This window comes from Thermus brockianus, from assembly GCF_021462505.1.
GTDB lineage: Bacteria > Deinococcota > Deinococci > Deinococcales > Thermaceae > Thermus > Thermus hydrothermalis.
Genome location: NZ_JAKEDV010000004.1, coordinates 85,504 through 105,338, shown reverse-complemented (window position 1 = coordinate 105,338; position 19,835 = coordinate 85,504). Strand labels below are relative to the sequence as shown.

The window sequence follows — 19,835 nt, the reverse complement described above, 5'->3', positions numbered from 1 at the left end:
TGGGGGGCCTGGTTTCAGGCCCCTTTACCTTTACCCCATTGACCCCCAGAATGGGCGCCGTATAATGACCTCGGCCACTAAGGAGAGTGCCGCACACACGAAAGGAGGCAGTATGAGGAAACTAGGCAAACTGGCTGTACTCGGTTTAACCGCCATGGGGCTAGCCCTGGCGGGGCCCCAGGACAACAGCTTGGTCATCGGGGCTTCCCAGGAACCCCGGGTGCTGGCGGGGGACTTCCTCTCCATCATCTCCAACCAGGCCATCAAGAGCGAGATTGAGGGCTATCTCTTCGCCCCCTTCATCGGCTTTAACGCCGACAGCCAGAACTTCCCCGTTCTGGCCACCGAGGTGCCCACCCAGCAGAACGGGCGCTTGCGGGTGACGGACATCGGCGGGGGCAAGAAGCGGCTGGAGATGGACCTCACCATCCGCCCAGACGCCCGCTGGTCCGACGGCAAGCCCATCACCACCGAGGACGTGCAGTTCTACTTTGAGGTGGGCAAGGCCAAGGGGATGCCCGTCCTGAACCCCGACTACTGGGAGCGGGTAAGCCTAAAGGTAAAGGATGCCCGGAACTTCACCGTTATCTTTGAGCCCGCCTACTACTACGACACCTACGGCGGCACCTACGGCTCCCCCATCGGCTATGCTCCCAAGCACATCATGGGCGCAGAGTGGGAGAAGGTGAAGGCGGCGGCCCGCAACCTGGACCCCGACAAGGACGCGGAGAAGCTCAACGAGCTTTACCGCAACTTCTTCCTCAAGTTCTCTACGCCCCAGGCCCTGAACCGGGGGGCCATGGTGTACTCCGGGCCCTTTAAGCTCAAGCGCTGGGTGCCGGGCAACTCCGTGGAGATGGAGCGGAACCCCAACTTCCCCATCAAGCCGGAAGGTGGGGAGAGCCGCTACGTGCAGAAGGTGGTCTACCGCTTCATCCAGAACACCAACTCCCTTTTGGTGGCGGTGATCGGCGGGTCCATTGACGCTACCTCCAGCGTTTCCCTCACCTTTGACCAGGCCAGGAGCCGCCAGCTCACCTCCCGTGCCCCCGGCCGCTTTGACATCTGGTTCGTGCCCGGGGCCATCTGGGAGCACATTGACATCAACAAGTTTGAGAACTGCCAGACCGTGCGCGACCTGGGCCTGAACGACAAGCGCACCCGGCAGGCCATCCTCCACGCCCTGAACCGCGAGGGGCTGGTGAAGGCCTTCTTTGACGGGCTTCAGCCCGTGGCCCACACCTGGATTGCCCCCGTCAACCCCCTCTTCAACCCCAACGTCCGGAAGTACGAGTTTGACCTGAAGAAGGCAGAGGCCCTCCTGGCTGAGATGGGCTGGCGCAAGGGCCCGGATGGCATCCTGCAGCGCACCGTGGGCGGGCGCACCGTGCGCTTTGAGATTGAGTACGTGACCACCGCCGGCAACGCCATCCGCGAGCGCACGCAGCAGTTCTTCGCCGAGGACCTGAAGAAGATCGGCATCGCCGTCAAGATCAACAACGCCCCCTCCGCCGTGGTCTTTGCTGACGACTACATCCAGCGCGCCTCCGAGTGCAAGTGGACGGGGATGTTTGAGTTCGCCTGGGTCTCCAACCTGCAGGAGGACGGTGGCCTCTTCCAGTACAGGAACCTGAACACCGGGGCCATCATGGTGCCCACCAAGGAGAACAACTACCAGGGGCAGAACATCGGCGGCTGGCGGAACGACGAGTTTGACCGCCTCACCAGCCAGGCGGTGCTGGAGTTCGACGAGGCCAAGCGGAAGCAGCTCTTCGCCCGGGCGCAGGAGATCTGGGCCGAGGAGCTCCCCGCCCTGCCCCTCTACTTCCGCGCCAACCCCTACGTGGTGCGCCAGGGCCTCGTGAACTACGTGGCCAGCGCCTACTCCGGCGGCTACGGCTACCCCGGCTGGAACGCCTGGGAGATCGGCTGGGCCAGCCGCGGCGCCGTGAAGAAGTGGGACCAGGCGAAGTACGCGCTTTCCATCCGGTAGTCCGGGTGGTATAGTGGGGCCCGCTGGGGTTAACCCCAGCGGGCTTTTTGGTGCCATAAACGGGAGGTACAACGGTGTTTGCCTACACGGTGCGCAGGCTTTTGCAGATGATCCCTTTGCTCTTGGCGGCCAGCGTGGTGATTTACACCCTCTTGGCCCTACAGCCAGGGGACCCTTTGGAGGAACTTAGGCGGCAAAACCCCCGCATGACGGCGGAGCAGTTTGAGGCCCTGAAGCGGGCCTACGGCCTGGATAAGCCCCTCCATATTCGCTACTTCAAGTGGCTTTCCCGCGCCGTGCAGGGGGATTTGGGCTATAGCCGTACCTATGGGATCCCCGCCGCCGAGTACATCTTTGTCCAGCGCTTGCCCAAAACCCTCCTCCTCTCGGGGCTGGCCCTGACCCTGGCCCTGGTGGTGGCCATTCCCGTGGGGGTCTTCTCGGCCGTGCGTCAGTATTCCTTGGCGGACTATGTCATCACCTTCCTCTCCTTTGTGGGCTTTTCCATGCCGGTCTTCTTCCTGGGTATCCTCCTTCTCTACCTCTTTGCCATCTGGCTACCTGACCATATCCCCGGCTTTCCCCGCTTCCCCACGGGGGGTGTTCCCGGGGTGCTTTGGGAGGATGTGCGTTCGGGTGCGGTGAGCCTTTGGGGGTTTCTTGGCCAGTGGGCCTGGCACCTCGTCCTCCCCGTCATCGCCCTTTCCTCCTTGCAGATGGCCGAGTGGACCCGGTTTATGCGGGCCTCTCTCCTGGAGGTCCTCTCCCAGGACTACATCCGTACCGCCCGGGCCAAGGGGCTTTCCGAGCGGGTGGTGCTCTACAAACATGCCCTGAGGAACGCCCTCATCCCCATCGTGACCCTGGTGGGCCTGGCCATCCCGGGGGTTCTGGGCGGGGCCACCATCACCGAGACCATCTTCAGCTACCCGGGTATGGGGCGGGCCATCTTTGACGCTCTGGTGGAGAAGGACTACAACGTGGCCATGGCCGCCTTGGCCTTCTTGGCCCTAATGACCGCTCTTTTTAACCTCCTGGCGGACCTGGCCTATGCGGTGGTGGACCCCCGCATCCGCTATAGCTAGAGGTGAAACATGGCGACCGCAACCACATCCGCTAAGCCCAGGACCTTCTTTAGCCTCTTTTGGCGCCGCTTGCGGCGGCACAAGATGGCCATGGCGGGGCTGGTGGTCATCACCCTCCTCATCCTTATGGCCATTTTTGCCCCCTGGCTTGCGCCCTACGACCCCACGGCCCAGCCCACGGGGGAGGATGTGGGCCAGTACTACTTCAACCCGCCTTCCCGGGAACACCCCTTGGGCACCGATGACCTGGGGCGGGACGTCCTGTCCCGCATCATCTACGGCTCGCGCATCTCGCTCCTGGTGGGCTTTGCCGTGGCCTTCTCCAGCGTGATCCTGGGGACCATCATGGGCACGCTGGCAGGGTACTTCTCCGGGCGCCCCTTGCGGTTTTACCTAGGGCCCTTGCGCCGGGAGCGGGAGGGGTTTTATCCTTGGAGCTTCGCCCTTTGGCGGGTGGTTTCCTGGTTCCTCTACTACGGGGTGCTTTACTTGGCCCTTTCCATCGCCTGGGCCTTGGCCCAAGACGGCATCCGGGCGGGAAGCGTTGGGAGCTACCTGGGCTTTGGGCTCACCCTGGCCCTGGTGCTCTGGGCCGCCTGGTATGGGCTTAAGGGCCAGATGCGGCTGGACCTGGACGTGGCCATCAGCCGCCTCATTGACTTCATGCTCACCATCCCCACCCTGCCTTTGCTCCTGGTGCTTTCCGCCCTCCTCCGGGACCCTGGGGTCAAGGTGGGGCAGTGGGCGCAAGGGGTGTTTGGGGATGCGGCGAGCGTTTTCATCATCATCACCATCCTGGTGCTTTTCGGTTGGCTGGGCACGGCGAGGCTGGTGCGGGGGAACATCCTCTCCTTGCGGGAGCAGGACTACGCCACCGCCGCCCAGGCCCTGGGGGCCACGGACGCCCGCATCATGTTCCGCCACCTGGTGCCCAACACCTTGGCCCCCCTCATCGTCCAGGCTACCCTGCAAGTGGGTGGGGCGATCCTTACGGAGGCGGCGCTTTCCTTCCTGGGCTTTGGCATCCAGCCCCCGGTGGCCACCTGGGGCAACATGCTGACCAACGCCCAGGAGTACATCTTCACCGCCCCTTGGCTGGCCTTGCCCCCTGGCTTCATGATCTTCATCACCGTCTTGGCCTTTAACTACCTGGGGGACGGCCTGCGGGACGCCTTGGACCCGAGGAGCCGGCTTTAGGAGCCTTAGAGCTTAGGGACCGGCTAAAGCCGGTCCCTTTTACCTTCTTGGCATCAGGCGCTCTTCCGGGTAGGCCGCCTCCACGAAGTAAAGCCCTTGGGGAGGAGCCGAGGGGCCAGCGAGGCGGCGGTCTTGGGTTTCCAGGATGGCCTTTAGGCTTTCCGGGGGGCGCTTCCCCAGGCCCACCTCCAGGAGGGTGCCCACCATCCCCCGCACCTGGCCCCTGAGGAAGCTGGTGCCCCTGAAATAGAAGTGGACCTCGAGGCCCCCCTCCCCCTCCACCACAAAGACACGGGCTTCCAAGAGCTCCCTAACCCCCTCCCGCACCTCCTCCTTGGCGAAGCCCAGGAAGTTGTGCCGCCCTAGGAGGAGGGGCAGGGCTTCCTCCAGGGCCTTCAGGTCCAAGGGGCGCCGAAGCCATAGGACCCGGTGGCGCAGGAGGGGGGAGGGGTGGGGCCTTACGAGGACCCGGTAGCGGTAGGCGCGCCAAAGGGCGTCCTTGCGGGCGTGGAAGTCCTGGGCCACTTCCCTGGCGGCGAGGACCTTGAGGTCCTCCGGAAGGAGGCGGTTTAGGGCCTCGGGGACCCGTTCCACGGGGATGGAGCTGAGGAGGTCGGCGTGGAAGGGCATGGCCAAGGCGTGGACCCCAGCGTCCGTGCGGCCTGCGGCCACCGCCTTGGGAAGGGCGCCGATGGCGGCGAGGGCCTTTTCCAGCTCCCCCTGCACGGTGCGGAGGCCTTCCCTTTGCCGCTGGAGCCCGGCGAAGTGGGTTCCGTCGTACTCGGCCAGGATGAGGGTGCGGCGCACGCCTTCAGCTTAGTCCGTGCCCACGGGGGTCTTGGGGCTTTGGCCGTCCAGGGCCACCCCTTCCCCCGCCACCTTCACCGCCACCAAGTCCCCTACCCGGAAGGGGCTTTCCGGGCCTTCCTGCACCAGGACCTCCCGCTCCGGGGCCAAAAGGCGCACCCGGTAGGTGAGGTCGTGCCCCTTGAACTCCCGGGCCACCACCTGGCCCAAGGGGCCGCCTTCCTCCGGGGGGGCGAGGCGGAGGGCCTCGGGGCGTAGGGAGAGGAGCAGGGGCCCATGGGCGGGCTCGGCCAAGGGCACGGGGCCCAGGCAGGTTTCGGCGTGACGGCCTTTTCCCTCGCCCGATAGGAGGTTGGTGCGCCCCAGGAACTGGGCCACGAAGGGGGTCTTGGGCCGGAGGTAGACCTCCTCGGGGGTGCCCACCTGCAAGAGCTTTCCGTCCCGCATCACCCCCAGGCGGTCGGCGAAGGAGAGGGCTTCCTCCTGGTCGTGGGTGACCAGGAGGGCGGTGGTGCCCGTCTCTTTGAGCACCTTGCGCACCTCTTCCCGGGTGGCGGCGCGGAGGCTTGCGTCCAGGCTGGAGAAGGGCTCGTCCAGGAGGACGAGCTTGGGCCCGGGGGCCAGGGCCCGGGCCAAGGCCACCCGCTGCTGTTGCCCGCCGGAAAGCTCCCCCGGCTTGCGGTGCTGGAAGAGGGTCATGCCCACCCGCTCTAAGGCCTTCTGCGCCCTTAGAAGGCGGTCTTTCCCCTTAAGCCCGAAGGCCACGTTGCCCAAGGCGGTGAGGTGGGGGAAGAGGGCGTAGTCTTGGAAGACGAAGCCGATGCCCCGCCTTTCCGGGGGGAGGGGGGTGATGTCCTGGCCTTGGAGGACGACCCTCCCCCCGTCCGGGGTTTCCAGGCCGGCGATAACCCGGAGGAGGGTGGTCTTGCCGCAGCCCGAAGGCCCGAGCAGGGCCAGGATCTCCCCGGGGTAAAGGGCGAGGTCTATCCCCTTAAGCACCTCGTGCTCCCCGAAGCGCTTGCGGATGCCCTCTAGGGTTAAAAGCGGCGCTCGCTCCACAGCAACACCCCAACAAAGGCCGCCGAGAGGAGGACGATAAGGAGGGCGAAGGGGGCGGCCTCGGCGAACATGGCTTCTTGAGTGTAGCTGAAAACCCGGGTGGCCAGGGTGGCGTAGCCCATGGGGGCGAGGAGGAGGGTGATGGGGAGTTCCTTTACCGCCCCGATGAAGGCCAAGGCCCCTCCCGCCACCGCACCCCGCCAAAGCAGGGGAAAGGTGACGCGGAAGAAGGCCCCCGTGGGGGTCTCGCCCAGGGTTCTCGCCGCCTCCTCCAGGCGCCTCGGCACCTGGAGGAGCGCTCCCCTCACCGGGCCTAGGCTTTCCGCCAGGAAGTGGAAGGCGAGGACCAGGACCAAGAGGGGCAGGGTGCCGTAGAGGAAGGGGAGGCTTCGCAGGCTGAAGAAGATCCAGGCCAGGGCGAAGGCCAGGGGCGGGATGGCGTACCCCAGGTAGGCGATGCGTTCTAACATCCGGGATAGGCCAAGGGGGTACCGCGTGGCTAGGTAAGCGATGGGCAGGGCCATGCCCACGGCCAGGAGGCTTGCGGGTAAGGCAGCAAGGGCGGAGTGGAGGAGGGCTTCGCCGACCCCATAAAGCCTTTCCATGGGAAAACGCTGGGCCAAGTAGAAGAGCACGAAGAGGGGAAAGATCAGGCCGAAAAGAAGTGGCAGGGTTAGTACGAGATAGGCTATAGGGGCAAAGATGCCTAAGTGGACGGGCTTTGCTTTTCGGCTAGCTCCTCGTCCTGTACGCCCTATGGTGAGGCGTCGGAGGAAGAGCCCTTCTAGGGCGAGTAACCCTCCTGTGAGGAGAAGGAGCATTAGGGCTAGCCAAGCAGCGTATACCCGGTCAAAAGCGGCGTTGTATTGCAGGTAGATGGCGTAGGAGAAGGTTTCGTAGCGCAACAAGCTCACGGTACCGAAGTCCCCCAGCACGTGAAGGCCCACTACGAGGTAACCCGAAAGCAGAGCGGGCAGGAGTTGGGGAAAAGCTGCCCGGAGGAAAGCTTGCCATGGTTTGAGACCAAGTGTCCGTGCAGCTTCTTCCAGCGTGGGGTCCAAACCCAAAAAGGCGGCCCGGAGGGAAAGGAAGAGATACGGATAGGTAAATAGGGAAAGGATCAGAAGCGCTCCCCAATAGCCTTCTGGGCGTGGCAAGGGAAGGAGGCTGGACGGGCCTGTGGCTGCTAAATAGACATAGGCTCCCACGTATCCCGGAATGGCCAGGGGAAGGCTAAGGAGGGTGGTGAGGAGGCGTTTTCCTTTCAGATCTGTGCGCGTGGTGAGAAAGGCCAAAGGTAGGGCGATGAGGGTGGTGAGGGCCAGGACCCCTACGAGGAGGGCTAAGGTGTTGAGGAGGAGTTCTAGGTTTTTGGGTCGGAGGACGATTTCCCTTAGGGTGTGAGGGTCGGCCTCGAGGGCTCTAAGGACCAGGTAGACGAGGGGCAGGGCCACCCCGCCCCCCGTGAGGAGGGCGGGGATTAGGAAGGGTAGGAGCCCCGAGCGGTGGGTTAGCGGATGAACGTTCAAGGTCTAGAGGATACCCAGTTCGCGCATGAGCTGCAGCGCCTGTTCCAGGGGAAGCTTCTCAAAGTCCAGGTTTGGCGTCTTCTTGAGTGCCTCTTCCAGGGGCAGGAGCCTGGGGTCAGGAACCACGTCCTGAACCACGGGGTACTCACCGATGTTGCCCACGAAGTACTGCTGTCCCTTCGGGGAGAGGAGGTAGGTGAGGAAGCGGGTGGCAGCGCTCAGGTTGCGGCTGTTGCGGTGGATGCCCGCACCCGTCACCAGGGCGAGATTCCCTACATCTCCGTCCCGGAAAGATGCCATGCCCACCTGAAAGCCTGCCCGTTGGAAGCGTACCACGTAGTAGTGGTTGGTGGAGGCGAGGTCAATTTCTCCAGCCCGGATGGCGTCCACCATGGCTACGTTAGAGGAGCCGTAGCTTTTGGGGTTAAGGGCCTTAAAAGCGGTGAGCCATTGGCGTGCTGCCTGCTCCCCATGGAGGAGGATAATGGCAGCCACCATGTCCTGGAAGCTAGAGTAGGTGGGGGTCCAACCTATCCTCCCCTGAAGACCCTTTTCCTGGACAAAGCGGGGTAGGTCTAGAAGGCTTTGAGGCAACTCCTCAGGCTTGAACTTTTGGGGGTTATAAGCCAAGACCCGAAGGCGCACGGTTACGGGTACCCACCGCTTGGAAGCGGGGATGAAGCCCACCGGCCGCTTGAGGAGGTTCTCGCTTAGAGGGCGGAGGAGGTTTAAGGCGGCAGCACGGCCTAAGGCGCCGGATGTGTTTAGCCAGACCACGTCTGCCGGAGACCGGCTCCCTTCCTCTTGGAGGGCCGCAAGGATTTGGGCGTCGGATCCGTAGCGAACCTGGACGCGGATGCCGGTTTCCCGCTGGAACTGCTGCACCAGGGGACCCACTAAGCTTTCACCCCGGCCAGAGTAAATCGTAAGGGTTTGTTGCTGAGCCAAGCCTAAACCAAGGCCTGCCAAGCCAAGGAGACCTACGAGGAAACTTCTCCGCACCATGGTTACCTCCAAAAGGAGAGGGCGCCCTCTCGGGGAACCACTCTAAGGGGGGTGAGCTATAAAGTCAAGTATTCCGGTCGGATTTTCTAAGTTTAAAAGCGATAATCACTTGCAACCAGGGAAGGACCCCCGCCAGGTCCTGCGGCCAGAAGGGGGCTTCCCCCGAGTAGACCAGGGGCACGGGGTTTCGGGTGTGCCTGGGGTGCCAGGGCTCTTCGGCGTTGCCGTGGTCCGAGGTAAGGAGAAGCTCGCCCCCTTCGGCCAGAAAGCCTTCTAGGAAGCGGGATAGCTCCCGAAAGCGCTCCCCTAACGTTTCGGGGGCGCGGTGGGCCGCCAGGTCCAAAGCCCAGTATTCCAGGACCACGAGGTCAAAGGCCCGGGACAGGCTGGCCGCCCGCGCGCCCATGCCGTAGGGATCTGCCCAGAAGGCGGGGGGAAGGGCCAAGGGGTGGCCTAAGGGGAGGAGGGGGAGGCCCGCCAGGCTTGCCGCCTGGGCGAAGGCGGAAAGGAGAAGCCGCCTCCCTTCCGTGGCCCGCCTGAGGTATTCCGGCCGGTAGGCGTTGGCGTGGAGGACCTTTAGGCCCGCCTCTTTAGCCCAGGCGTAAAGGCTTCGCCGGAGGAGGGGTCTAAGCCTGGGGCTAGGGAAGGGCCCCTGGTGGTGGCCGAGGAGCTGGGCGGCGTTGACCCCGGTGAGGAGGGTGGTCTGCCCCGTGCCCGACTGGGGGAGGCCCTCCACCCCCAAGGTGGCGTCCAGGGGCTTAGGGGAAAGCTCCAAAAGGAGGGGGAAGAGGCCTTCTAGCGCTTCCCCGAGCCCCAGGCCGTCCACGAAGAGGAAGAGCACAAGGCCAGTGTAAAGGTGCTTTGCCTTTCTATGGGCTTGGGGGATTTGGGTATTCTGGAACCGGAGGTAAAGCTATGCCGGTGCGCCAAGCGAATGCGGTATGGGAAGGCGGTCTCCGTCAGGGCAAGGGTATCATGCGGCTCCAGAGCCAGGCCTTTGAGGGGCCCTATTCCTTCCCCTCGCGCTTTGAGGAGGGGGAGGGCACGAACCCGGAAGAGCTCATCGCCGCAGCCCATGCGGGTTGCTTCTCCATGGCCTTGGCCGCCAGCCTGGAGCGGGAGGGCTTCCCCCCCAAGCGGGTTTCCACCGAGGCCCGGGTGCACCTGGAGATGGTGGAAGGAAAGCCCACCCTCACCCGGATTGAGCTCTTGACCGAGGCGGAGGTGCCCGGGATTAGTCCCGAGAAGTTCCAAGAGATCGCCCAGGCGGCCAAGGAAGGCTGCCCCGTCTCCCGGGCTCTGGCGGCGGTGAAGGAGATTACCCTTCAGGCCAGGCTGGTCTAGGCCTCCCCTTTCCAGAGGAGGCGGCCGCAGGAGGGGCAGCGGGTGAGCTGCCCCTGGATCACCTTTTGCGCCACGTGGGTGGGGAGGACCACGTTGCACCCCTCGCAGCGGAAGACCTGGCCCTGCCGGGCCATGCGCACGATCCCCATGCCCTTGCGGGCCCGGCGGATGGCCTCGTACTCCTTGAGGACGGGGGCGGGGATGCCTTGGGCCAAGGCCGCCCGTTCCTCTAGCCTGGCCTGTATTTCCGCCTTAAGGGCTTCCACCCGCACCCGATTGGCCTCCAGGAGTTCCTCCAGCCTGGGCCTAAGCTGGGCGAGCTCGGCTTCCAAGCGGGCGATCTCGGCCTCCAGGTTCTCCATGGCCTCCATGATGGGGGTGGAGAGCTCCAGGAGCTCGCGGATGCGGTCCTTGATCTGCTGGATGCGGTTCTCGTACTGGGTCTGCTCCCGGGCGCTTTGCGCTTGGCGCTGCTCGGCCTCCGCCTGCTTTTCCTTGGCGGTGAGGTCCTCTATGTCCAGGCTGTGGCGGTTGTACTCCTTCCGTAGCTCCGCCTGGCGCTCCAGCAGGTCCTCCAGTTCCCTTTCCAGGGCTTCCACCTGGGACTTTACGGAAAGCAACTCCTCGGGGAGGCTTTCCGCTTCTTGCTGGAGCCTATCTATTTCCAAATCCTTCTCTTGGAGCCCGAAGAGGGCCTTGAGCGCCTCATGTTGTCCCCTGTGGGGAGCGTCCGGCCCGTTCACGCTTCCCATTCTAACCCCGTGAGGAAGGGGTTCGTGCGGGCCTCGAGGCCCAGGGTGGTGGAGGGCCCGTGCCCCGGGTGGACCTGGGTGTCCGGGGGAAGGGCGAGAAGGCGCTTTAGGGAGGCGAAGAGGGCCTGGGGGTCGGCTCCGGGAAGGTCGTAGCGGCCGATGCTTCCCCGGAAGAGGAGGTCCCCGGAAAAGACCGCTTGGCCTTTGGGGTCCAGGAAGGCCACGTGCCCAGGGCTATGCCCGGGGAGGTGGAGGACCTGGAGGCCAAAAAGCTCCATCCCCTCCGCCAGGGGCTCCACGGGCAAGGGGGGTTTGGGGATGGCGAAGCCCCAGGCTTGCGCCGCTTCCGCCGCCCGCTCGTAAAGGGGAAGGTCCAGGGGGTGGAGGTAGACGGGTAGGCCAAAGGCGGCCACCAAGGGGGCCACGGCCCCCACGTGGTCAAAGTGGGCGTGGGTGAGGAGGATGGCCTTTGGGGCGAGGCCCGTTTGGGCGAGGAGGGCCAGGATCCTCTCGGGCTCGTCCCCCGGGTCTATGAGGACCGCCCCCTCGGGGGTTTCCACCAGGTAGGCGTTCGCCGCCAAGGGGCCTAGGACCAGGCGGTGGGCCCTCATGGTTCCGTGGGTAGCCCCTCCTGCAGCCACTCGTGCATGGAGCCCAGGTAGTTCTGGGCCCTTACCCCCAGGCTCCGCAGGACGAAGAAGGCCACGGCGCTCCGGGCCCCGGAGTGGCAGTAGACCCCCACCTCCTGCCCGGGCTCCAGGCCGAGCCGCTCTAGAAGGCCTTCAGGGTTGAGGAAGTGCTCTAGGGGAACGTTCCGGCTTCCGGGGATGCGCCCGCCCCGGGGGCAGCAGGGGGGGTGGACCTTCCCCTGATACTCCTCGGGGCTTCGCACGTCCAGGAGGAGGGGGTGGCGGGCGGCCTCGTCGGCGGTGAGGAGCCAGTCCCGCCTTAGGCGGGCCTCCACCTGGGTGCGCTCGGGTTTGGGTTCCTCCGTTTCCGTGGCGTAGGGCTCCCACCCCTCGGTCCAGAGCTCCACCTCGAGGCCCCCCAGGCCCAGGAAGAAGGCGGTGCGGCAAAGCCGGCTGGTGAGGCCCTCATCGTAGAGGACCACGGGGCTTTGGAGGCCGAGGCTTTGGAAAAGCTCGGTGAGGCCCGCCTCCAGCGCTTTCAGCTCCGCCTCCTCCCGCAGGCGGAGCCGGGGGGCGGAGAGGTCCAGGTGGCGGGCCCCCGGCAGGTGCCCCGCCTCGTAGGCGGCCCGGGGTCGGGTGTCCACCAAAACGGCGCCTTGGGGAAGCTTCATGCCCTTGATTATAGGGGACGCAAGGGTAGGCGCTTCCGGATGAGGATACTTGACAAAAGGAGGCGCAGGTGATATAAGCGTAATCGGAGGTGATGCGTATGGCCCTGGTGCGTAGGGACGCTCGCCCTCTGGAGATCACGCCCTTTAGGACCTGGGGCCCCTTCTCCCTCCTGGAAGAGGCCAACCGGCTCTTTGAGGAGGTCTTGGGCGACTTGGGCCGGCCCGCTGTGGCCTACGTGGCCCCCGCGGACCTCTACGAGACGGACGAGGCCCTGGTCCTGGAGATGGCGGTGCCGGGCCTTGCCCCCGAGGACCTGGAGGTGAGCCTCGAGGGCAACAAGCTCACCGTCCGGGGCCAGGTGAAGCCGGCCCAGGACGTGGGGGTGCGCCGCTACTACCTCCAGGAGATCCCCCACGGCTCCTTCGTGCGCACCTTTACCCTGCCCGTGGAGGTCAAGGGGGACGAGGCCAAGGCGGAGTTCCGCCACGGCATCCTCCGGCTCACCCTGCCCAAGGTGGCGGAGGCCCGGGCCAAGCGGATCCCCATCCAGGTGGTCCAGTAAGGGCCTAAAGGGCTAACCCCCAGGCTAGTCCTGGGGGTTTTTAGCTTTCAAGGCCCCTTCCAGGCGCCTTAGGGCCTCTTCCAACACCTCGGGGTAGGTGGCGAAGTTGAGGCGCACGTACCGGTCGTACCCTTCCCCGAAGCTCTCCCCGGGGTTTAGCGCCACCCGGGCCTCCTGGAGGAAAAAGGCGGCGGCCTTGGGGATTTCCGTCTTTATCCAGGCCAGGTAGGTGCCCTCAGGGGGGAAGTGCCCTAGGCCCACCCGCCTGGCCCAGGCCGCCACCCGCTCCCGGTTGGCCTTAAGGCGGGCGAGGATTTCCCGGAGCCAGGGCTCCCCTTCCCGCAAGGCCGCCTTCCAGGCGGCCATGGCCAAGACGTTGGGGAAGGTATGGGGGAGGTGGCGCTTCAGGGCCTCCACCAGGGGCTTGGGCCCCACCACGGCCCCCAGGGGTAGCCCCGCCAGGTTGTAGGCCTTGCCCGGGCCCAGGAGGGTGAGGGTGCGCTCGGGGAGGAAGCGGGCCAGGGGCACGTGGGGCCTTTCGTAGGTGAGGGGGGCGTGGAGCTCGTCGGAAACCACGATGAGGTCGTGCCTGCGGGCGATGGCGGCGAGGGCGGCAAGCTCCTCCTCGGTGAAGACCCGGCCCGTGGGGTTTTGCGGGTGGCAGAAGAGGAGGAGGCGGCTGGCGAAGGCGAGGCGCTCTAGGCCGGGAAGGTCCAGGCGGTAGCCCTCCTCCGTTTCCCGCAAGGGGTTGGCGAGAAGGGTGCGCTTCTGCTCGCGGATGGCGGCGAGGAAGGGGGGGTAGATGGGAAGCTGGGTCAAGACCCCTTGGCCAGGGGCGGTGAAGGCGGCCACGGCGGCGTAAAGCCCCACCACCACCCCGGGCATGAAGGCCACCTCCCCTTGCAGGCCCGTCTGTTCCAGGAGGAGGGCCTTGAGCTCGGGGTCCCCTTCCCGGGGCGGATAGCCCAAAAACCCCTCCGCCCGCTCCTTCAGGGCCCGCACGATGGGCTCGGCCACGGGGAAGTCCATGTCCGCAACCCACAGGGGCAACACGTCCTCGGGGTAGGCGCTCCACTTCAGGGAGTCCTTGCGGGGCGGTAGCGTCATGGGTTTATCTTACCCGGGGCCTAGGTGTGGTCCTGGACCACCTTGAGCCCCAGGGCCTTTAGCCTTTCCACCAGGGCCCGCACCGCCCCTTTCACCCCCTCGGTGATGAGGGGGCTTCCAAAGCGGCTCACCCCGGCGTAGACGCCGTGGGCGCTTGGCCGCACCTCCAGGAGGAGGTCTTGGGTGAGGTCCTCCTCCTCGAGGTGGGTGAGGACATAAAACCCCTTTTCTCCCTTTGCGGTTTCCAAAAACACCGCCACCCCGCCCGGCACCGGCACGGGGGTTTTCCCTAGCTCCAGGGCCTCGGGCAGGCTTCCTTCCAAGAGGGCGTGGGCCACAGCGTACCTCCTTATGGGGGGCCAAGGGGTGGGGTCCTCCCCCACCTTGGTGAAGACGGCGTGGAAGAAGGGGCGCCCCGCTTCCCGCCACTTGAGGGCGTACTTGGTCCTCAGGTGGGCCTCGGGGGGCGGCTTCACCTCCACCCGGTAAAGCCCCGTCTTGGCCGCCTCCTCGAGGGCGAAGCGGAAGTACGCCTCGTGGTCCGTGGTGAGGAGGAGGCTTCCCCCTTCCCGAAGCCGGGTGGAAAGCCTGCGGAAAAAGCCTTCCTGGAGAAGGCGCCTTTCCTGGTGCCGCTTCTTGGGCCAGGGGTCGGGGAAGTTCACGATGACTTCCTGCAGGCTTCCCGGGGGCACCAGGTTCCTTAGGGCGAAGGGGCCTTCCCCGTGATAAAGGCGCACGTTTTCCACACCAAAGCGGCGCATCCTCCTGTAGGCCCTGAGGACGCTCGCCGCCGAAACCTCGGCCCCCAGGACGAGCCAACCCGGACGGGCCAGGGCGTACTCCAGGGTGAAGCGCCCATCCCCAAAGCCGATCTCCAAGGCCAAGGGGCCTTCCCGCCCGAAGAGGTCCCGGGGAGCGGGCGGCCAGGTGGGGAGGAGGGCGGGGCGCACCAGCACGAGGGGGCATTATACAGGGCTTTCAAACCCCTTTCACAGGCCGGGCCTAGGGTGAGGCTAGAGGAGGTGCCCATGGCCCTATTTGGAAGCCTCAATTCCCTGCCCCTGGAGGAAATTTTGCAGATGCTTTCCCACAAGGAGGGGGCCTTGGAGATTTGGAACCTCAAGGGGATGCCCGCCACCACCCTGTACCTCAAGCCGGGCTTTATCCGCTCCGTGGACCAAAACGGCAAGCCCCTGGATCCCGTGGCGGCCAAGGCAACCCTTCAAGCCCTGCTTTCCGCCCGGGAGGGGAGCTTTGAGTTCCTGCCGGGGGCAAGGCCTTCCCACAAGGTGCGCTTAAATCTGCCCGTGGAGAAGGTGCTCTTGGGCTTTATCACCCTCCAAGACGAGCTAGAGCGGTACCGGCCATTCCTGCCCCACCCCGAGGCCCTTTTCCAGGCGGCGGGAAACTTTCCCAAGGACCCCCGTTTTAAGGAGTTCTTCTGTCAAGCCCTTCCCCACCTGGAGCGAGGCGCCTCGGCGCAGGAGCTCGCGCAAAAGCTCCAGCTACCCCTGGACCACGTGCGCCTCTACCTATATCGGCTTCAGCTTTTGGGGATGGTGGAGCGCCTTGAGGGCCAGGAAAGGGGTCAACTTGCTCGGGGCTTGATGGCCCAGCTTAGAGGCCTGTGGAACCGAAAGGGGTAGCTATGCGCCTCTTGGTGGTGGACGATGACCCGGTGCAGCGCCGCCTCCTCATGCGGGCCCTAGCCCCCTTGGAGGTGGAGGTGGTGGAGGCCAGGAATGGCCAGGAGGCCCTGGACCTTTTCAGGGATGGCTTGCCCCACGTGGTCCTCACCGACCTCCATATGCCCGTGATGGACGGGCTGGAGCTCACGCGGCGGGTCAAGTCCCAAGACCCGCTCCTTCCCGTCATCCTCCTCACCGCCGACGGCGAGCGGGAGATGCGGCTAAAGGGGATTGAGGCGGGGGCGGACGATCTCCTAAACCGGCCCGTGGACCTGGCGGAACTCCGCCTTAGGGTCAAGGGGCACCTGGAAAGACGGCGCCTCCAGGAACGCCTGGAGGACCTGGAGCGCACCCTGCTCGCCCTCATGCGGGCGGTGGAGATGAAGGACGCCTACACCGCCGGCCACAGGGAAAGGGTGGCCCGCTACGCCCTTTGGACGGCGGAGGAGCTGGGTGCCCGGGAGGAGGAGCGTAGGGACCTCTACCTGGGGGCTTTGCTGCACGATGTGGGGAAGATCGCCATTCCCGACCACATCCTGCGGGGCGGCTACACCCTCACGGAGGCGGAGTGGCGCCTTATCCGGGAGCACCCGGTGAAGGGGGACGAGATCCTGAAGCCCCTCAGGGCCTACCCCCGCCTCCGCCCCTACGTGCGCTGGCACCACGAGAAGCTGGACGGCTCCGGCTACCCGGACGGGATCACCGAGGTGCCCCCTTTGGTCCAAGCGGTGGCCGTCGCCGACATCTACGATGCCCTTACCAGCGTGCGCACCTACCGCCACCCGGCAAGGCCAGAGGAGGCCCTGGAAGCCCTGAGGAAGGAAGCGGACCAGGGCCGGCTTTCCCAGGAAGTGGTGCGGGCTTTTAGGAGCGCCCTTTTGCGAAACCGCGCCCTGCGTTAAAGCCCGTACTCCTCCCAGCGGGCCTCCACCAGGGCCTGCACCTTGGGGTCCATGCGGATCCGCTCGGGCCAGACCCGCTGGAAGCCCTCCTCGGGGAGCTTCCGGGTGCCGTCCAGGACCAGCACGGGGCCTTCCACCCCGGGCATCACCCGGGCGTCCCGCTCGGGGTCAATGTTGTTGAGCACGGCCCAAAGGAGCTCTTCCGGGGTCAGGGCGGTGTCGGCGTCTGCGAGGAGGAGGAGGCGGATGCCGGCGCTTTGGGGTGCCTTTAGGAGCCTTTCCGCCACCTCCCAGGCCTGGTGGGGCCGCCTCTTCTCCAAGGCCACCCCCCAAAGCCCCGGCCACTGCCGTTGGGCGAGGGCCTCCGGGTCCTCCGGGAGGGCGGCGTGGGCCTTGGGGGTGAAGGGCACCTCTCCTCCTTCTTCGGGGAGCTTGCGCGTGCCGTCTAGGAAGAGCTTCCCCCCGAAGGCGAAGGCGCGGGCACTATGGTCCAGGACGTCCACGGGGCCCCGGAGGAGGAGGGTGTCGCGGCCGGGGAGGGCGTGCTTTAGGGCTTCCAGGAGGGCGGCGAAGCCGGGTTTCACGGGCACCTCCCCGTCCACCGCCACAATGACCTTGGCAAACATCATCTGTCCGAGGCCCAGCATCCCGTAGGCCACCTTGTAGGCCTGGCCCGGGTACGCCTTCCTTAGGCTCACGTTCACCCAGTTGTGGGCCACTCCCTCGGGGGGCATGTGGTAGTCCACCACCTCGGGCAACACGAGGCGCAGGGCGGGGAGGAAGAGCCTTTCCGTGGCCTCAATGAGGTAGGCGTCCTCCATGGGGGGTACCCCCACGATGGTGGCGGGGTAGATGGCTCCCTTGCGGTGGGTGAGGGCGGTGACGTGGAAGCGGGGGTAAAGGTCCACGGGGGTGTAGAAGCCCGTGTGGTCGCCAAAGGGGCCTTCCTCCACCAAGGGCTCCTCCGGGTCAATGTAGCCCTCGAGGACGAACTCCGCCTCCGCCGGCACCGGGAGGTCCACCGTGACCCCCCGGGCGAGCTCCAGGGGAGCCCCCCGGAGGAAGCCCGCCAGGTGGAACTCGCTCACCCCGGGCAGAGGAGGAAGGGGGGCGGTGGCGGCGTAGGTGAGGACCGGGTCCCCCCCAAGGGCCACGGCCACCTCCAGCTTTTTCCCCATTTTTTTGGCCTTCTCCAGGTGGCGCCGGCCCACCTTGTGGAGTTGCCAGTGCATGGCGGTGCTCCTTTGGTCCAGCACCTGCATGCGGTACATGCCGAGGTTGATCTCCCCCGTCTCCGGGTCCTTGGTGATGACGAGGGGCAGGGTGAGGAAGGGCCCCCCGTCCAGGGGCCAGCACTTGAGGACGGGGAGGCGGCTTAGGTCCACCGCTTCGCCCCGATAGACCACCTCCTGCACCGGGGCGCGGCGCACCCGCCTGGGGAAAAAGCCCCTGAGGAGGGGGAGCTTGGGGAGAAGCCCCATGAGGGCGGAAAGCCCCCCCTTGCCCGGGTTCAGGGCCAGGAGGGCCTCCACCTTCTTGGCCAGCGCGTCCAGGTCCTCCACCCCCAGGGCGAAGGCCGTGCGCTCCCGGGTGCCGAAGAGGCCGATGGCCACCGGAAAGTCCTTTTCCAAAACCCGCTCAAAGAGGAGGGCAGGGCCGCCTTGCTTCACCATCCGGTCGGCGATCTCGGTGATTTCCAGCTCGGCGCTCACCGGGACCCGGATGCGCTTAAGCTCGCCCCGGGCCTCCAGGGCTTCCAGGTAGGCCCTCAGGTTCCTGAACACGCCCCTAAGCTTACCCAAAGCCCCAAGGGGCCAAAAGGGGCCTAGACCTCCAACACCCGGTGCTCCAACCGGAAGGCTTCGGGGCTTCCGTGGACCAAGACCGCCTCCAGGCGCACGGGGAGGTCGTCCCGTCCGAGGAGGTAGCGGGCGCTTTGGAGGAGGCGGGAAAGCTTCCTAGGGGTGAGGGCCTCGAGGGGGGTGCCGAAGCGGTCCGTGCGCCGTTGCTTCACCTCCACCACCACGTAAACCCCATCCTTTTCCATAAAAAGGTCCACCTCCCCGAAGGGGGTGCGGCGGTTTTGCCCAAGGAGCCGGTAGCCCTTTTGCCGGAGGTGGGCCAAGGCCGCCTCCTCCGCCCACCGCCCCTTCACGGCGCCCACTCCTGGAAGAGGACCCCGTCCAGGTAGAGCCGGAAACGGGCCTCCCCTCGCACGGGGTAGGTGCCTTCAAGCCTAAGCCCCGCTTGGCCTATCCCCTCGTAGACCACCCGTTCCCCATTTCCGTCCAAAAGGACCAGGCGCACCTCCCGTCCCTCCGCTTCCGGCGGGAGGTCTAGGGCCAAGGAAACGCTCCTTTCCGCCCCAGGGGGAGGCGAAGGGGGCAGGAGCACCTCGCCCCGGACCGCTACCCGGAGGCGCACCCCGCTCCCTTCGGGCATGGGGGTGCCGGGGGCGGGTTCTTGGGCGATCACCGTGTCCTGGGGGGCGCCGGAGGGCACCTCCTCCACCTCCACCTTGAGCCCAGCGGCGTTGAGGAGGAAGAGGGCCTCCTTGCGGGAAAGCCCCACCAGGCGGGGCAAGGGCCAGGTGGGCCCGGAGGGGGCCCCCTGGGAGAGGAGGAGCCGCACCCCGCCCCCCGGGGCCAAGGGGGTGCCGGCCGGGGGGAAGGCGGCGAGGACCGTGCCTAGGGGTTCTGGGCTCGGGAGCTCCGCTATCCCCTCCACCCGGAAGCCGAGGGCCCTAAGCCTGGCCTCCGCCTCTTCCCGCCTAAGGCCCAAAAGCTCGGGTACCGGGTTCAGCCGCGCCTGGTTGAGGGTGAGGCGCACCGTCCGGCCGGCCCTTAAGCGGGTGCCGGGCGGGGGGTCTTGGGCCAGGACCACCTCCTTGGGCTTGGTGGGGTCGTTCCCCTCTTCCACCGCGAGCGTTAGCCCGGTGTCCTTCAGGAGGAGGAAGGCTTCCCGGGCGCTTTTGCCCACCAGGTCGGGGACGGTGTACTCGGGGGGGTTGAAGTAGCGGTAGAGGCCTTGGGAGAGGAGGAAAACCCCTAGGGCGAGGAGGAAGACCCCGGGGGCCACCCCCAGGAGGCGGGGCCTTCGCCCGGGCGTGAGGGAGGAAGCCTTTTTCCCCAGGGGCCAGGGGGCGAGGTAGGCGACGCCGTCTTCCGCCATGGCCAGGTGCTCCCGGCCGAAGCCCAAGGGGGCCAGGGCCTCCAGGGCCTTCTTGGGCGGGGCCTTGCGGGAAAGGGGCTTTTCCGGGAAGAAGGCGTAGTGGCGGCCGGGTTTGGCGGAGACGTGGGCCTCGAGGAGCCCCAGCTCCATGAGGCGCCTTAGGGCCGCCCGGTAGCGGTAAAAGCGCTCCTTGTCCTCGGGGGTCTTCACGTCAAAGAAAAAGACGAGCCCGCCCTCCACCCGGTAGAGGGTGATGCCCTCCCGGCTTTCCAAGGTTTCCAGCACCGGGTAGCGGTCGTCCAAGACCATGCGCCGCCGATTATACCCCCCACT

20 protein-coding genes are annotated in these 19,835 nt (G+C 66.1%); 7 read left to right on the top strand and 13 right to left on the bottom strand.

Annotated features, from left to right (window positions below; all coding sequences use genetic code 11):
- Positions 1 to 112 precede the first annotated feature (112 nt).
- The 3 genes from LXN00_RS06500 to LXN00_RS06490 all read left to right on the top strand — a co-directional run bounded on the left by LXN00_RS06500 (position 113) and on the right by LXN00_RS06490 (position 4,275).
- A complete protein-coding gene (locus tag LXN00_RS06500; RefSeq protein WP_234506521.1) occupies positions 113 to 1,993 on the top strand; it encodes a peptide ABC transporter substrate-binding protein in 1,881 nt (626 codons plus the stop codon).
- Between the two features lie 74 nt (positions 1,994 to 2,067).
- Entirely contained in the window at positions 2,068 to 3,078 is a 1,011-nt protein-coding gene (locus tag LXN00_RS06495; protein WP_234506518.1) for an ABC transporter permease, read from the top strand.
- Between the two features lie 9 nt (positions 3,079 to 3,087).
- The gene (locus tag LXN00_RS06490) at positions 3,088 to 4,275 is read left to right on the top strand and encodes an ABC transporter permease (protein ID WP_234506516.1); all 1,188 of its coding nucleotides are present in this window, start codon (positions 3,088 to 3,090) and stop codon (positions 4,273 to 4,275) included.
- A gap of 39 nt (positions 4,276 to 4,314) precedes the next feature.
- Here the strand turns inward: LXN00_RS06490 and truA are convergent, their stop codons facing one another.
- The 5 genes from truA to LXN00_RS06465 form a co-directional block, all read right to left on the bottom strand.
- A complete protein-coding gene (gene truA / locus LXN00_RS06485; protein ID WP_234506512.1) occupies positions 4,315 to 5,082 on the bottom strand; it encodes a tRNA pseudouridine(38-40) synthase TruA in 768 nt (255 codons plus the stop codon).
- 9 nt (positions 5,083 to 5,091) lie between these two features.
- Positions 5,092 to 6,141 carry an ABC transporter ATP-binding protein gene (locus tag LXN00_RS06480; RefSeq protein WP_234506509.1) on the bottom strand — a complete coding sequence of 350 codons (1,050 nt, stop codon included), beginning with the start codon at positions 6,139 to 6,141 and terminating at the stop codon, positions 5,092 to 5,094.
- Complete coding sequence (locus tag LXN00_RS06475; RefSeq protein WP_234506507.1) at positions 6,120 to 7,670, bottom strand: ABC transporter permease; 1,551 nt, start codon at positions 7,668 to 7,670, stop codon at positions 6,120 to 6,122. Before LXN00_RS06475 ends, LXN00_RS06480 begins: the two co-directional genes overlap by 22 nt.
- A 3-nt stretch (positions 7,671 to 7,673) precedes the next feature.
- Positions 7,674 to 8,675, bottom strand: coding sequence for an iron ABC transporter substrate-binding protein (locus LXN00_RS06470; RefSeq protein WP_234506504.1), 1,002 nt, complete (start codon positions 8,673 to 8,675; stop codon positions 7,674 to 7,676).
- Between the two features lie 64 nt (positions 8,676 to 8,739).
- On the bottom strand, positions 8,740 to 9,516 hold the full coding sequence (locus tag LXN00_RS06465) for a metalloenzyme (protein WP_234506501.1): 777 nt from the start codon (positions 9,514 to 9,516) through the stop codon (positions 8,740 to 8,742).
- A 74-nt stretch (positions 9,517 to 9,590) separates the two neighbouring features.
- Between LXN00_RS06465 and LXN00_RS06460 the strand changes: the two genes are divergently transcribed.
- On the top strand, positions 9,591 to 10,019 hold the full coding sequence (locus tag LXN00_RS06460) for an OsmC family protein (RefSeq protein WP_234506498.1): 429 nt from the start codon (positions 9,591 to 9,593) through the stop codon (positions 10,017 to 10,019).
- On the opposite strand, the gene LXN00_RS06455 is transcribed toward LXN00_RS06460, so the two are convergent.
- Genes LXN00_RS06455 through LXN00_RS06445 form a run of 3 tightly spaced genes read right to left on the bottom strand, consistent with a single transcriptional unit; the run spans position 10,016 to position 12,071 of the window.
- Positions 10,016 to 10,771 (bottom strand): zinc ribbon domain-containing protein, encoded by a 756-nt coding sequence (locus LXN00_RS06455; protein WP_234506495.1) that lies wholly within the window; start codon positions 10,769 to 10,771, stop codon positions 10,016 to 10,018. The genes LXN00_RS06460 and LXN00_RS06455 overlap by 4 nt on opposite strands.
- The gene (locus LXN00_RS06450) at positions 10,759 to 11,382 is read right to left on the bottom strand and encodes an MBL fold metallo-hydrolase (protein ID WP_234506492.1); all 624 of its coding nucleotides are present in this window, start codon (positions 11,380 to 11,382) and stop codon (positions 10,759 to 10,761) included. Before LXN00_RS06450 ends, LXN00_RS06455 begins: the two co-directional genes overlap by 13 nt.
- Positions 11,379 to 12,071 (bottom strand): sulfurtransferase, encoded by a 693-nt coding sequence (locus LXN00_RS06445; protein WP_234506489.1) that lies wholly within the window; start codon positions 12,069 to 12,071, stop codon positions 11,379 to 11,381. The genes LXN00_RS06450 and LXN00_RS06445 overlap by 4 nt, the downstream gene beginning before the upstream one ends.
- Positions 12,072 to 12,169: 98 nt before the next feature.
- Here LXN00_RS06445 and LXN00_RS06440 point away from each other — a divergent pair, with 98 nt between their 5' ends.
- Positions 12,170 to 12,634 carry an Hsp20/alpha crystallin family protein gene (locus tag LXN00_RS06440; protein ID WP_234506486.1) on the top strand — a complete coding sequence of 155 codons (465 nt, stop codon included), beginning with the start codon at positions 12,170 to 12,172 and terminating at the stop codon, positions 12,632 to 12,634.
- Positions 12,635 to 12,658: 24 nt separating this feature from the next.
- On the opposite strand, the gene LXN00_RS06435 is transcribed toward LXN00_RS06440, so the two are convergent.
- Positions 12,659 to 13,741, bottom strand: a complete 1,083-nt coding sequence (locus LXN00_RS06435; protein ID WP_234506483.1) for a MalY/PatB family protein — start codon at positions 13,739 to 13,741, stop codon at positions 12,659 to 12,661.
- A gap of 20 nt (positions 13,742 to 13,761) precedes the next feature.
- On the bottom strand, positions 13,762 to 14,697 hold the full coding sequence (trmB, locus tag LXN00_RS06430; protein ID WP_234506481.1) for a tRNA (guanosine(46)-N7)-methyltransferase TrmB: 936 nt from the start codon (positions 14,695 to 14,697) through the stop codon (positions 13,762 to 13,764).
- Between the two features lie 72 nt (positions 14,698 to 14,769).
- Between trmB and LXN00_RS06425 the strand changes: the two genes are divergently transcribed.
- Both LXN00_RS06425 and LXN00_RS06420 read left to right on the top strand, forming a co-directional pair.
- On the top strand, positions 14,770 to 15,387 hold the full coding sequence (locus tag LXN00_RS06425) for a DUF4388 domain-containing protein (protein WP_234506478.1): 618 nt from the start codon (positions 14,770 to 14,772) through the stop codon (positions 15,385 to 15,387).
- 2 nt (positions 15,388 to 15,389) lie between these two features.
- Positions 15,390 to 16,331 carry an HD-GYP domain-containing protein gene (locus LXN00_RS06420; RefSeq protein ID WP_234506475.1) on the top strand — a complete coding sequence of 314 codons (942 nt, stop codon included), beginning with the start codon at positions 15,390 to 15,392 and terminating at the stop codon, positions 16,329 to 16,331.
- Here LXN00_RS06420 and LXN00_RS06415 read toward each other — a convergent pair.
- The 3 genes from LXN00_RS06415 to LXN00_RS06405 are packed head-to-tail and all read right to left on the bottom strand — an operon-like array spanning position 16,328 to position 19,811.
- Positions 16,328 to 18,115, bottom strand: coding sequence for a menaquinone biosynthesis decarboxylase (locus LXN00_RS06415; protein WP_234506473.1), 1,788 nt, complete (start codon positions 18,113 to 18,115; stop codon positions 16,328 to 16,330). The two genes, LXN00_RS06420 and LXN00_RS06415, sit on opposite strands and share 4 nt — an antisense overlap.
- Before the next feature lie 41 nt (positions 18,116 to 18,156).
- Positions 18,157 to 18,495 (bottom strand): YraN family protein, encoded by a 339-nt coding sequence (locus LXN00_RS06410; protein WP_234506470.1) that lies wholly within the window; start codon positions 18,493 to 18,495, stop codon positions 18,157 to 18,159.
- Positions 18,483 to 19,811: a PASTA domain-containing protein gene (locus LXN00_RS06405; protein WP_234506467.1), complete on the bottom strand. Its 1,329-nt coding sequence runs from the start codon at positions 19,809 to 19,811 to the stop codon at positions 18,483 to 18,485. The genes LXN00_RS06410 and LXN00_RS06405 overlap by 13 nt, the downstream gene beginning before the upstream one ends.
- Positions 19,812 to 19,835 lie beyond the last annotated feature (24 nt).